This window comes from Pseudomonas sp. 28 E 9 (assembly GCF_900004785.1).
Taxonomy (GTDB): domain Bacteria; phylum Pseudomonadota; class Gammaproteobacteria; order Pseudomonadales; family Pseudomonadaceae; genus Aquipseudomonas; species Aquipseudomonas orientalis_A.
Genome location: NZ_CVTK01000044.1, coordinates 62,550 through 75,968 on the forward strand (window position 1 = coordinate 62,550; position 13,419 = coordinate 75,968).

The 13,419-nt window shown below is 61.9% G+C and carries 10 protein-coding genes; 9 read left to right on the plus strand and 1 reads right to left on the minus strand.

Annotated features, from left to right (window positions below; genetic code table 11):
* Window positions 1–147 precede the first annotated feature (147 nt).
* The 8 genes from mreB to tldD all read left to right on the plus strand — a co-directional run bounded on the left by mreB (window position 148) and on the right by tldD (window position 11,331).
* Window positions 148–1,185, plus strand: a complete 1,038-nt coding sequence (gene mreB, locus BFQ00_RS12930) for a rod shape-determining protein MreB (protein WP_002555108.1) — start codon at window positions 148–150, stop codon at window positions 1,183–1,185.
* Window positions 1,186–1,324: 139 nt separating this feature from the next.
* The gene (gene mreC / locus BFQ00_RS12935) at window positions 1,325–2,419 is read left to right on the plus strand and encodes a rod shape-determining protein MreC (protein WP_083227368.1); all 1,095 of its coding nucleotides are present in this window, start codon (window positions 1,325–1,327) and stop codon (window positions 2,417–2,419) included.
* Window positions 2,419–2,907 (plus strand): rod shape-determining protein MreD, encoded by a 489-nt coding sequence (mreD, locus tag BFQ00_RS12940; RefSeq protein ID WP_065885772.1) that lies wholly within the window; start codon window positions 2,419–2,421, stop codon window positions 2,905–2,907. Before mreC ends, mreD begins: the two co-directional genes overlap by 1 nt.
* Before the next feature lie 50 nt (window positions 2,908–2,957).
* A complete protein-coding gene (locus BFQ00_RS12945) occupies window positions 2,958–3,554 on the plus strand; it encodes a Maf family protein (RefSeq protein ID WP_065885773.1) in 597 nt (198 codons plus the stop codon).
* A 71-nt stretch (window positions 3,555–3,625) separates the two neighbouring features.
* Window positions 3,626–5,083, plus strand: coding sequence for a ribonuclease G (gene rng / locus BFQ00_RS12950; protein WP_065885774.1), 1,458 nt, complete (start codon window positions 3,626–3,628; stop codon window positions 5,081–5,083).
* Between the two features lie 76 nt (window positions 5,084–5,159).
* Window positions 5,160–8,975, plus strand: a complete 3,816-nt coding sequence (locus BFQ00_RS12955) for a YhdP family protein (RefSeq protein ID WP_065933737.1) — start codon at window positions 5,160–5,162, stop codon at window positions 8,973–8,975.
* Window positions 8,976–9,023: 48 nt separating this feature from the next.
* The gene (locus tag BFQ00_RS12960; RefSeq protein WP_065933738.1) at window positions 9,024–9,872 is read left to right on the plus strand and encodes a carbon-nitrogen hydrolase family protein; all 849 of its coding nucleotides are present in this window, start codon (window positions 9,024–9,026) and stop codon (window positions 9,870–9,872) included.
* A gap of 16 nt (window positions 9,873–9,888) precedes the next feature.
* The gene (gene tldD, locus BFQ00_RS12965; RefSeq protein WP_065933739.1) at window positions 9,889–11,331 is read left to right on the plus strand and encodes a metalloprotease TldD; all 1,443 of its coding nucleotides are present in this window, start codon (window positions 9,889–9,891) and stop codon (window positions 11,329–11,331) included.
* Window positions 11,332–11,376: 45 nt separating this feature from the next.
* Here tldD and yjgA read toward each other — a convergent pair whose 3' ends face one another.
* Complete coding sequence (gene yjgA / locus BFQ00_RS12970) at window positions 11,377–11,898, minus strand: ribosome biogenesis factor YjgA (protein ID WP_065885777.1); 522 nt, start codon at window positions 11,896–11,898, stop codon at window positions 11,377–11,379.
* Window positions 11,899–12,006: 108 nt separating this feature from the next.
* On the opposite strand from yjgA, the gene pmbA reads away from it, so the two are divergent.
* The gene (pmbA, locus tag BFQ00_RS12975; RefSeq protein ID WP_065885778.1) at window positions 12,007–13,353 is read left to right on the plus strand and encodes a metalloprotease PmbA; all 1,347 of its coding nucleotides are present in this window, start codon (window positions 12,007–12,009) and stop codon (window positions 13,351–13,353) included.
* Window positions 13,354–13,419: the final 66 nt, after the last annotated feature.

The window sequence follows — 13,419 nt, forward strand, 5'->3', positions numbered from 1 at the left end:
CATTTCTACGGTCATATGGCCGCGATTGTGGGGGTTGGTGCACAGAAAGTCGGCCAATTTAGCACATTGGCGCCTTGCCCAAAATCCCTGTCGTTGTTAGAGTTTGCCGCACTTTTTTACCCACGCGTTGCCTAGGGTCCCTTTCCCATGTTCAAGAAACTGCGTGGCATGTTTTCCAGCGATCTTTCCATTGACCTGGGCACTGCCAACACCCTTATTTACGTGCGCGAGCGCGGTATCGTTCTGAATGAGCCATCGGTTGTGGCCATTCGGACCCATGGTAATCAGAAAAGTGTCGTTGCCGTTGGCACCGAGGCCAAGCGCATGCTCGGCCGTACACCAGGCAATATTGCTGCCATTCGTCCGATGAAAGACGGCGTGATCGCCGACTTCAGCGTCTGCGAGAAGATGCTGCAGTACTTCATCAACAAGGTTCACGAAAACAGTTTCCTGCAGCCCAGCCCTCGTGTGCTGATCTGCGTTCCGTGCAAATCCACCCAGGTGGAGCGTCGTGCCATCCGTGAATCGGCCCTTGGCGCCGGTGCCCGCGAAGTATTCCTGATCGAAGAGCCGATGGCCGCCGCAATCGGCGCCGGCCTGCCGGTTGAAGAAGCGCGCGGTTCGATGGTGGTGGATATCGGTGGCGGTACCACCGAGATCGCCCTGATTTCCCTGAACGGTGTGGTGTATGCCGAATCCGTACGCGTTGGCGGCGACCGCTTCGACGAAGCGATCATCACCTATGTGCGTCGTAACTACGGCAGCCTGATCGGCGAATCCACCGCCGAGCGCATCAAGCAGGAAATCGGTACCGCCTACCCGGGCGGCGAAGTTCGCGAAGTCGATGTTCGCGGTCGCAACCTGGCCGAAGGTGTGCCACGTGCCTTCACCCTGAACTCCAATGAAGTGCTGGAAGCGCTGCAAGAGTCCCTGGCCACCATCGTTCAGGCGGTGAAGAGCGCCCTGGAGCAGTCGCCGCCGGAACTGGCTTCCGATATCGCCGAGCGTGGCCTGGTACTGACCGGTGGTGGCGCCTTGCTGCGTGACCTCGACAAATTGCTGGCCCAGGAAACCGGCCTGCCGGTGATCGTCGCCGAAGACCCGCTGACCTGCGTTGCCCGTGGCGGTGGTCGTGCACTGGAAATGATGGATAAACACACCATGGACCTGCTCTCCAGCGAATAAGATCGCCTGGACGGTTCATGCTGGGTCGGCAGGCAGCACTTTGCAGTGCTGCCTGTTGGCGTTTATCTTCTTCAATCTGCATCCAGGCCGGTTTGATGCCGTATGAATAAAGAGAATATTTGCCTGGGAGGAGCGGCCTATTAAACCGCTCTTTGCCAAAGGCCCCTCATTGGGCGTGCGCTTGTTGGTGCTGACCGTGCTTTCGGTCGCGCTGATGGTGGTCGATGCGCGCTTTTCGCTGCTCAAGCCTGTGCGTAGTCAGATGTCGCTGGTATTGATGCAGACTTACTGGATCACCGACCTGCCGCAACGTCTCTACCAGGGCGTGGCCAGCCAGTTCGGCAGCCGCACCGAACTGGTCGCCGAGAACGAAAAACTCAAGACCGAAAACCTGCTGTTGCAGGGCCGCATGCAAAAGCTCGCAGCCCTCACCGAGCAGAACGTTCGGCTGCGCGAGTTGCTCAATTCCTCCGCGCTGGTCAACGAAAAGGTCGAAGTGGCCGAGTTGATCGGCATGGACCCCAATCCCTTCACCCATCGCATCATCATCAACAAGGGCGAGCGTGACGGCGTGGTGCTCGGCCAGCCGGTGCTCGATGCCCGTGGCCTGATGGGCCAGGTGGTCGAGTTGATGCCCTACACTTCGCGCGTCCTGCTGCTGACGGACACCACCCACAGCATCCCCGTGCAGGTCAATCGCAACGGTTTGCGCGCCATTGCCAGCGGCACCGGGAACCCGGAACGCCTTGAGTTGCGGCACGTGGCCGATACCGCCGATATCAAGGAAGGCGACCTGCTGGTCAGCTCCGGCCTCGGCCAGCGCTTCCCGGCCGGCTACCCGGTGGCCACGGTCAAGGAGGTCATCCATGATTCCGGCCAGCCGTTTGCCATTGTGCGTGCCGTCCCGACTGCCGCGTTGAACCGCAGCCGCTACCTGCTGCTGGTGTTCAGCGACAACCGCACGCCGGAAGAGCGCGCCAATGACGCGGCGCAGGCTCAGGAGGCGGAAGACAAGCAGAACGGCACCGCCCCCGTGATTCCTGCCACCGTGCCGAAACCGGCGTTCGTGGGACCGCCCGCGCCTGCGGCCGTACCCGCTACCGCAGCGCCTGTCGCCACGCCGGCCAAGCCCGCTGCACACAACGCCCGCCCGGCGAAACCGGCGGCGACCACCACGCCTGCCGCGAGGCCCGCGACCACCGCCCCGGCCACAACGCGGCAGAGGGAGGAATAATGGCCAGCACTCAATCGCGCAATGGCTGGATTGTCTGGCTGACCTTTGCCATCGGCTTGCTGCTCAGCGTTTCACCGCTGCCGCAATTCATGGAAATTCTGCGGCCGCTGTGGCTGGCCCTGCTGTTGGCGTTCTGGTCGTTGAACCTGCCGCACAAAGTGGGCATGGTCACGGCGATGTGCCTGGGCTTGGCGGAGGATGTGCTCTATGGCACCTTGCTGGGCCAGAATGCACTGATCCTGACCCTTATTACGTTCCTGGTGCTGTCGTTGCAGCAGCGCTTGCGCATGTTCCCGATGTGGCAGCAGTGCCTGGTGATCCTGGTGATCTTCGGCCTGGCGCAGCTTGTTCAACTCTGGCTCAGTGCCTTGACCGGCAATCGCCAGCCCACCCTGGCACTGGTATTGCCGGCGCTGGTCAGCGCATTGCTGTGGCCCTGGGTCAGTTTCGGCCTGCGTGGGTTACGTCGTCGCTATAAAATCAATTGATGGATTGCGAGGCTCTGCCTGGTTATCGAACCCTACAGGGAGAGTCTGCAGTGAATATGCTTTATCTGGCCTCGGGCTCCCCGCGGCGACGTGAGTTGTTGACCCAGATCGGTGTGCCTTTCACCGTGGTCAGCGCCGCCATCGATGAAACGCCTCTCACACACGAAACCCCTGTGGCTTATGTCGAGCGCCTCGCGCGAAGCAAGGCCGCGGCGGGTTTGGCTGCGCTCGAGCAAACCACAGGCATCTGCGTATTGGGCGCCGACACGGCGGTTATCGTCGATGGCAAGATCCTTGGCAAGCCGGTGGACCAGGCCGATGCCTTGGCCATGTTGATGGCCCTGGCAGGGCGTGAGCATGAAGTCCTCACGGCCGTTGCCCTGACCGACGGCCAGCGCTGTGAAACCCGGTGTGTCAGCAGCCGAGTCATTTTTCGCGACATTTCTGTCCAAGAAGCGACGGCCTACTGGCACAGCGGCGAACCCCGGGACAAGGCTGGCGGCTATGCTATCCAGGGGCTTGGCTCGGTGTTCGTGAGCGGGCTCAATGGCAGCTATTCCGCCGTGGTCGGCCTGCCGGTGTGCGAAACCGCGCAACTGCTGGGCCAATTCGGCATACCCTGTTGGCAAAACCTTAACGCGTGCTGAGCGCTTCTACTTTCGCGCCAAGCCATTAGCGGTCGGTCACTATTGTGAAAACGCCTGAACGAGACCCAGCCATGAGTGAAGAGATTCTGATCAATATCACGCCGATGGAATCGCGCGTGGCGGTGGTAGAGAACGGTGTTCTGCAAGAAGTGCATGTGGAACGTACCCAGAAGCGCGGGATCGTCGGCAATATCTATAAAGGCAAGGTGGTACGCGTATTACCGGGCATGCAGGCGGCCTTCGTCGACATCGGCCTGGACCGCGCCGCGTTTATCCATGCCTCGGAAATCTCCCTGCGCGAAGGCCCGGCGGTGGAAAGCATCAGCGCCCTGGTGCACGAAGGGCAGAGCCTGGTGGTGCAGGTCACCAAGGACCCCATCGGCTCCAAGGGCGCCCGGCTCACCACTCAACTGTCGATTCCTTCGCGGTACCTGGTGTATATGCCGCGTACCGCCCATGTGGGGATTTCCCTCAAGATCGAAGATGAAGCCGAGCGCGAGCGCCTGAAGAAGGTGGTCAGCGACTGCGTGGCCGCCGAAGGCATCAAGGAAGCCGGTGGTTTTATCCTGCGCACCGCCGCCGAAGGCGCGGGCGCCGATGAAATCCTGATGGATATCCGCTACCTGCGACGACTGTGGGACCAGATCGCGGCGCAGATCCAGACCATTGGCGCGCCCAGCGTGATCTATGAAGACCTCGGCCTGGCGTTGCGTACCTTGCGCGATCTGGTCAGCCCGAAGATCGAGAAAATTCGCATCGACTCGCGGGAAACCTTCCAGCGCACCACGCAATTTGTCGCCGAGCTGATGCCGGAAATTGCCGACCGCCTGGAGCACTACCCGGGCGAGCGGCCGATCTTCGACCTGTATGGCGTCGAAGACGAAATCCAGAAAGCCCTGGAGCGCAAGGTCCCGCTCAAATCCGGCGGCTATCTGGTGGTGGACCCGGCAGAAGCCATGACCACCATTGACGTCAACACCGGCGCGTTCGTGGGCCACCGCAATCTCGAAGAAACCATCTTCAAGACCAACCTCGAAGCGGCCACCGCGATTGCGCGCCAACTGCGCCTGCGCAACCTGGGCGGCATCATCATCATCGACTTCATCGACATGGAAGATGGCGAGCACCAGCGCCAGGTCCTGCGCACCCTCGAAAAGCAGCTGGAGCGCGACCACGCCAAGACCAACATCATTGGCATCACCGAGCTGGGCCTGGTGCAGATGACCCGCAAGCGCACCCGCGAAAGCCTTGAACAAGTGCTGTGCGAACCCTGCAGCAGTTGCCAGGGCCGCGGCAAGTTGAAAACCCCGGAAACGGTTTGCTACGAGATTTTCCGCGAAATTCTACGGGAGGCACGCGCCTACCAGGCCGAAGGTTATAGAGTGCTCGCCAACCAGAAAGTGGTGGACCGCCTGCTGGATGAAGAGTCGGGTAACGTCGCTGAACTGGAGGGCTTTATCGGGCGCACCATTCGTTTTCAGGTCGAAACCATGTACTCCCAGGAACAATACGACGTGGTGCTGCTCTGATCCCCATTCGCTTTCTCTTTTCGAGACCGACAGGCGCAGACCTGTGGTCCGACCACTGCCTTGAGGGTCGCCTGACATGGAGCGTCTGATACGCTTTTTTGCCGCTTTGACCCGTTGGGGACTGGGCCTGTGTGCGTTGCTGCTGGTAGTGGCGGCGGTGTACGTGAGCCTGGGCCGTGAATTGACCCCGCTGGTGGCCGAATACCGCGCTGAAGTCGAAGCCAAGGCCCAGGTTGCCGTACAGATGCCTGTGCATATTGGCAGCCTCGAAGGCCGCTGGAGCGGTTTTGCGCCAATACTGCTGGCCCATGACGTGATGGTCGGCGAGGGCAGCAGTGCGCTGCGGCTGGACCAGGTTGAGGTAGTGCCCGATCTCTGGGCCAGCCTGATGGCCCGTGAAGTGCGCATCGCCCACCTGCAAGTCAGCGGCTTGCAGTTGAGCGTCAAGGAAGACAAGGACGGTCGCTGGGCGCTGCAAGGCTTGCCCATGCAGGACGACCAGCCACTGGACCCGGAGCAACTGCTCACCCGCATGCAAATGGTCAAGCGCGTATCGGTGCTGGACAGCCAGGTGACGCTGCAACCGTTCGACCGCGCGCCGGTGACCGTGACCTATGTAGGCCTGAACCTGCACACCGGCACGACCCGGCAACGTGTGGACGCGCGCCTGACATTACCCGACGGCCAGCCGTTGGCCTTGAGCCTGCGCAGCCGCATGCGCGCCAGCCAATGGAAAGACGCCGAGGTCGAGGCCTACCTGAGCCTGCCTCAAAGCGACTGGGCCAAGTGGATTCCGTCCCGGCTGACCCAGCAATGGAAGCTCACCCAGCTCAAGGCCGGCGGCGAGTTCTGGCTCAACTGGGCCAACGGCACCGTACAAAGCGCCGTGGTGCGCCTCGATTCACCGCAAGTCAAGGGCAGCTACGCCGAGCGTAAGCCGGTACACATCGAGAACCTCGCCCTGACCGCTTATGTGCAACGCAGCGACGGCGGCCTCAAGGTGCTGTTTGATTCGCTGGCGATGAATATCGGCGAAACCCGCTGGGAATCACGCCTGCAACTGCAGCAGAACCTGGCGACCGATAAAGATCGGGAAGTGTGGAAACTTCAGGCCGACCGGCTCGACCTGACCCCCATCACGCCCTTGCTCAATGCCCTGGCACCGCTGCCGGAAGGTTTCGCCAAGGCCGTCGAGCACCTCAAAGCCACCGGCCTGTTACGCAATGTGCTCGTGGACTTCCGCCCACAGGACAGCACAGATCGGAAAGTCAGTTTTGCCGCCAACCTTGAGCGTGTCGGTTTTGACGCGTATTTCGGCGCACCGGCCGCGCGCAATGTGTCCGGCAGCATCAGCGGCGACCTGGGCCATGGCGAGTTGCGCATGGACAGCAAGGACTTTTCCCTGCATCTGTCGCCGATCTTCGCCAAGCCCTGGCAGTACATCCAGGCCAATGCGCGCCTGACCTGGACGCTGGACAAACAGGGCTTCACGCTCATTGCACCGTATATCAAGGTGCTGGGGGAGGAAGGCAAGGTCGCTGCGGACTTCCTGATTCGCCTGCATTTCGACCATAGCCAGGAGGACTACATGGACCTGCGGGTCGGCATGGTCGATGGCGATGGTCGTTTCACCCCCAAGTATCTGCCCGCCGTGTTGAGCCCGGCGCTGGATGAGTGGTTGCGCACGGCGATCCTCAAAGGCGCGGTAGACGAAGGATTCTTCCAGTACCAGGGCTCGCTGAGCCACAACGCGCTGCCGGCTTCACGCAATATCAGCCTGTTCTTCAAGGTGCACGATGCCGAGTTGGCGTTCCAGCCGGGCTGGCCCCATGTGAGCAAGGTCAAGGGTGAGGTATTCGTCGAGGAGAGCGGCGTGCGCATCCTGGCCAGCAAGGGGCAGTTGCTCGATACCCAGGTCAAGGACGTCTACGTCAATATCCCCCATGCGCCGGCCGGCCAAGACAGCCACCTGCTGCTCACCGGCGGATTCTCCGGTGGGTTGGGCGATGGTCTGAAAATCCTCCAGGAAGCCCCGATCGGCACCGCCTCCACCTTTGCGGGCTGGAAGGGCGAGGGCAACCTGCAAGGCAGCCTGGACCTGGATGTGCCTCTGGCCAAGGGCACCGAACCCAAAATCGTGGTCGACTTCAAGACCGACAAGGCGCGCCTGCAATTGGCGGAGCCCACCCTGGACCTGACACAGCTCAAGGGTGATTTCCGTTTCGACAGCGCCAAAGGCTTGAGCGGCCAGAATATTTCGGCCCAGGCGTTTGACCGCCCGATCACCGCGCAGATTTTTGCCGAAGGCAAGCCCGGCGCCATCAGCACCCGCGTCACCGCCAAGGGGCAGGTCACGGTCAAGCGGCTCACGGACTGGTTGAAAATCAGCCAGCCGCTGCCGGTGTCCGGCGATATCCCGTACCAGTTGCAAGTCATCCTGGACGGCGCGGACAGTCAGCTGATGGTCGACTCCAATCTCAAGGGCGTTGCGGTGGATCTGCCGGCGCCATTCGGCATGCCGGCGAGCCAGGGCCGTGACAGTACGTTCCGCATGACCTTGCAGGGCGCTGAGCGGCGTTACTGGTTTGATTACGGTGAGCTGGCGAATTTCACCTTTGCGGCGCCGTCGGATAACTTCAATGATGGGCGCGGCGAATTGTTCCTCGGTAATGGCGATGCGGTATTGCCCGGCGCCAAGGGGCTGCGCGTTCGCGGGGTGCTCTCAGAGCTGGATATCGACCCGTGGAAAAAACTCGCGAACCGTTACGCGGGTAACGATCCAGGCGGCAGTGCCAAGCAACTGCTCAGTGGCGCCGATTTCAAGGTGGGCAAGCTGACCGGCTTTGGTACTCAATTCGACCAGGTCAAACTGCAGCTGGATCGCAAGCCCGTGGCCTGGGGCCTGCAGTTCGATAGCCAGCAAGCCAAGGGCACGGTGAGTCTGCCGGATGCCAAGGGCGCGCCCATTGCCGTGAACCTGCAATACGTGAAGCTGCCCGCCGTGGACCCTACCGTGCAGGCTGACGAGAACGCGCCGGACCCGTTGGCCGATGTCGACCCCAAGGAGATTCCCGCGCTGGATATCGCCATCGACCAACTGTTCCAGGGCCCGGACCTGGTGGGCGCGTGGTCGCTGAAAATCCGCCCGACCGCCAGGGGCATGGCCTTCAACAACCTGAACCTGGGCCTCAAGGGCATGCAACTCAACGGGGCCGGTGGTTGGGAAGGCGCACCGGGGGCCAGCAGCAGTTGGTACAAAGGACGACTGGACGGCAAGAATATCGCCGACGTACTCAAGGGGTGGGGGTTTGCGCCCACGGTGACCAGCGAGGACTTTCATCTGGACGTGGATGGTCGCTGGCCGGGCTCGCCCGCCTGGGTCGGGCCCAAGCGGTTCTCCGGTAGCCTGGACGCAGCGTTCCGTAGAGGCCAGTTCGTGGAAGTGGAGGGTGGCGCCCAGGCGCTGCGAGTGTTCGGCCTGCTTAACTTCAATTCCATTGGCCGCCGTTTGCGCCTGGACTTCTCCGACTTGCTCGGCAAGGGCTTGAGCTATGACCGGGTCAAGGGTTTGCTGGCGGCCAGTGACGGTGTGTTCGTGACCCGTGAGCCCATCACCATGACCGGACCGTCCACCAACCTTGAGCTCAATGGCACCCTGGACCTGGTGGCGGATCGCGTCGATGCCAAGTTGCTGGTGACCCTGCCGGTCACCAACAACCTGCCCATCGCGGCGTTGATCGTCGGCGCGCCGGCCATTGGCGGTGCGTTGTTCCTGATCGACAAGTTGATTGGCGACCGGGTATCGCGCTTCGCCAGTGTGCAGTACACCGTGCAAGGCCCCTGGAAAGACCCGAAAATCACCTTCGACAAGCCATTTGAAAAGCCAAACTGAGAGGCTGTGGAGTAGCATGGCCGCATGTCCTTTACGGAGTGTCAGCCCATGTCCTTTGCGGTAATTCAAATGGTCAGCCAGAGTGACGTACCGGCTAACCTGGCCCAGGCACGCCGCCTGCTGGAGCGCGCGGCGGCGAATGGCGCCAAACTTGCGGTACTGCCTGAGAACTTCGCCGCCATGGGCCGCCGTGACATGGCCGATATCGGTCGCGCCGAGGCAATGGGTGAAGGTCCGATCCTGCCCTGGTTGAAACAGACCGCCCGCGACCTCACCTTATGGATAGTGGCGGGCACAATACCGTTGCCACCCAGGGATCAACCGGACGCCAAGTCCAACGCCTGCTCGCTGCTGATCGACGACCGCGGTGAAGTCGTCGCTCGTTACGACAAGCTGCACTTGTTCGACGTGGATGTAGCGGACGCCCGAGGTCGCTATCGCGAATCCGACGACTATGCTTTCGGAAGCAATGTGGTCGTGGCGGATACGCCCGTGGGGCGCCTGGGGCTGACGGTGTGTTACGACCTGCGCTTCCCCGAGTTGTACAGCGAGTTGCGTGCGGCGGGGGCTGAGTTGATCAGTGCGCCCTCGGCTTTTACAGCGGTGACCGGGGCTGCGCATTGGGATGTGCTGATTCGCGCGCGGGCCATCGAAACCCAGTGTTACCTGCTGGCGGCCGCCCAGGGCGGTGTGCACCCGGGGCCACGGGAAACCCATGGACACGCGGCGATTATCGACCCCTGGGGGCGCATATTGACTCAGCAGGATCAAGGCGAAGCGGTGCTGGTGGCCGAACGCGACAGTAGTGAACAGGCGTCGATACGGGCGCGCATGCCGGTGGTCAACCACCGGCGCTTTTTCTCGCAGGGCGCACAGCGACCTGCTTCAGAACGATGAATTTAAGGCCAAACCTATGAGCGAGTTGTTGTCCTCAGTCAGTGAACATCTCCTGGCACCCGGTGGCGTGACCATCGAAAATCTGCAAACCGTGCTGGGCGATCTGGCCGGACCGGGGATCGACGCGGCCGACCTGTATTTCCAGGGGCAGATTTCCGAGTCCTGGGCGCTGGAAGACGGCATCGTCAAGGAAGGCAGTTTCAACCTTGACCAGGGTGTAGGGGTTCGCGCGCAATCGGGCGAAAAAACCGGTTTTGCCTACAGCAACGCCATTACCTTGGAGGCCCTGGGCCTGGCGGCGCGTGCGGCGCGCTCGATTTCCCGCGCGGGTCAGAACGGCACGGTGCAGGCGTTCAGTACCCAGGACGTGGCTCAGTTGTACGCGCCGGATAATCCGCTGGAAGTGATCACCCGCGCGGAAAAGGTCGAGCTGCTCAAGCGTGTTGACGCGGCTACTCGTGCCCTCGACCCGCGTATCCAGCAGGTCACCGTGAGCATGGCCGGCGTGTGGGAGCGCATCCTTGTCGCGTCCACCGACGGCGGGCTGGCGGCGGATGTACGGCCACTGGTGCGTTTCAACGTCAGTGTGATCGTCGAGCAGAACGGTCGCCGCGAACGCGGTGGCCATGGCGGCGGCGGGCGTACCGACTACCGTTATTTCCTCGCTGAAGACCGCGCCATGGGTTACGCCCGTGAAGCGCTGCGCCAGGCACTGGTCAACCTGGAAGCGATTCCTGCGCCGGCCGGTACCTTGCCGGTGGTGCTGGGCTCGGGCTGGTCCGGTGTGTTGCTGCACGAAGCCGTAGGGCATGGGCTGGAAGGCGACTTCAACCGCAAGGGCAGTTCGGCCTATAGCGGGCGCATGGGCGAGATGGTCGCATCCAAGCTGTGCACCATTGTCGATGACGGCACCCTGGCGGGTCGCCGGGGTTCGTTAAGTGTGGATGACGAGGGCACGCCGACGGAGTGCACCACCCTGATCGAAAACGGCGTGCTCAAGGGCTACATGCAGGACAAGCTCAACGCGCGGCTGATGGGCGTGGCGCGCACCGGCAACGGTCGCCGCGAATCCTATGCCCACCTGCCGATGCCACGCATGACCAACACCTACATGCTCGGTGGTGAAAGCGATCCGGCAGAAATCATTGCCTCGGTGAAGCGCGGGATCTACTGCGCCAACCTCGGTGGCGGGCAGGTGGATATCACCAGCGGCAAGTTCGTGTTCTCCACCAGCGAGGCGTACTTGATCGAAGACGGCAAGATTACCGCACCGGTCAAGGGCGCGACATTGATCGGTAATGGGCCGGAGGCCATGAGCAAGGTGTCGATGGTCGGTAACGACCTGTCGCTGGACAGCGGTGTGGGCACGTGCGGGAAGGATGGGCAGTCGGTGCCGGTGGGCGTGGGCCAGCCAACCTTGAAAATCGATGCGATCACCGTGGGTGGCACAGGGTCGTAGGCCGTGGAGCTTCGGGTGGCGAAGGCCGCCACCCGGGGAAGAGGATCAGCGCAGACCGCGTTGAGTCTCGTCCAGCTCACGGATGTATTTGAAGATTTTACGGCTGGTGGCAGGCGCCTTGTTATGCGCCTGTTCGTGTTGGGCCTGACGGATCAGGGAGCGCAATTGCTGGCGGTCCGCTTCCGGATAGTCCAATACGAATTTTTCCAGCACGGCGTCATCGCCCGAGATCAGGCGGTCACGCCAGCGCTCCAGGTTATGGAAGCGTTCGTTGTACTGGCGAGTGGAGGCATCGGTTTGATCGAGCAAGGCCAGAATGGCGTCAGTGTCCTGATCGCGCATCAGCTTGCCGATAAACATGATGTGCCGTTTGCGCGCGATATTCGCGGTGTGCTTAGGCGCATCGGCCAAGGCCCGGCGCATTTCGTCGGTCAGTGGCAGTTTGGCAATCAAGTCTTTCTTGAGCGTTGTAAGGCGCTCGCCAAGGTCAACCAGAGCATGCAGCTCGCGTTTGACCTGGGTTTTGCTTTTCTCCCCATCGAGGGAGTCGTCGTAAGAATCAACCATGGTGGCAGTCCGCAAAGAAACGCCGCCATGATAACCAGTCGGGGGCCGCTTGTCCGGCCCGGTCGCTCGATGGCCTTAACCGAGAGCAGAATTTGAGTGGAGAAAACCATGAGTGCAGCCCAAAGCGTCGGTCCGCAAGCGTTACCGGCACTGCAGGAACAAGTCGAGCAGATCCTTGCCGAGGCCAAGCGCCAGGGGGCCAGCGCCTGTGAAGTAGCGGTGTCGCTGGAGCAGGGGCTGTCGACGTCGGTACGTCAGCGGGAAGTGGAAACCGTCGAATTCAACCGCGACCAGGGGTTCGGCATTACCTTGTACGTGGGCCAGCGCAAGGGCTCGGCCAGCACGTCGGCCAGCGGCCCGGAGGCGATTCGCGAGACCGTCGCCGCTGCTTTGGCAATCGCCAAGCACACCTCCGAGGATGAAAGCTCGGGCTTGGCCGACAAAGCGTTGATGGCCAAGGACTTGCAGGATTTCGATCTGTTCCACGCCTGGGACATCACGCCCGAGCAAGCCATCGAGCAGGCGCTGACCTGCGAAGCGGCAGCGTTCGACGCCGATGCTCGCATCAAGAACGCCGACGGCACCACGCTGAGCACCCATCAGGGTTGCCGTGTGTACGGCAACAGCCATGGTTTTATCGGGGGCTATGCGTCCACCCGTCACAGCCTGAGCTGCGTGATGATCGCTGAAGCCAATGGCCAGATGCAGCGGGATTACTGGTATGACGTGAATCGCCAGGGTGAGTTGCTGGCAGACCCGGTAAGCATTGGCCAGCGCGCTGCGCAGCGTGCTGCCAGTCGCCTGGGCGCACGCCCGGTACCCACGTGCGAGGTGCCGGTGCTGTTTTCCGCCGAATTGGCCGGTGGCCTGTTCGGCAGTTTCCTCGGGGCGATTTCCGGCGGCAACCTCTATCGCAAATCTTCGTTCCTGGAAGGCGCGATCGGCCAGCAGCTGTTCCCTGAATGGCTGACCATCGATGAGCGTCCGCACCTCATGCGCGCCATGGGCAGCGCCTCGTTCGACGGCGATGGCCTGGCCACTTACGCCAAGCCGTTCGTCGAGAAAGGCGAGTTGGTGTCTTATGTATTGGGCACCTACGCGGGCCGCAAGCTTGGCCTGCCGAGCACCGCCAACTCCGGCGGCGTCCATAACCTGTTCGTGACCCATGGCGATGAAGACCAGGCAGCGCTGTTGCGTCGCATGGGCCGCGGCCTGCTGGTGACCGAATTGATGGGCCACGGCCTGAACATGGTGACGGGTGACTATTCCCGTGGCGCGGCGGGATTCTGGGTGGAAAACGGCGAGATTCAGTTTGCCGTCCAGGAAGTGACCATCGCCGGCAACATGCGCGATATGTTCAAGCAGATCGTTGCCGTGGGTAACGATCTGGAGCTGCGCAGCAATATCCGCACCGGCTCCGTGTTGATTGAACGGATGACTGTCGCCGGCAGCTGACCTGCGCCGCTTCACCAAAAAGGCGCGCCATCTCGATGATGGCGCGCCTTTTTTTGTGGCTCTGTG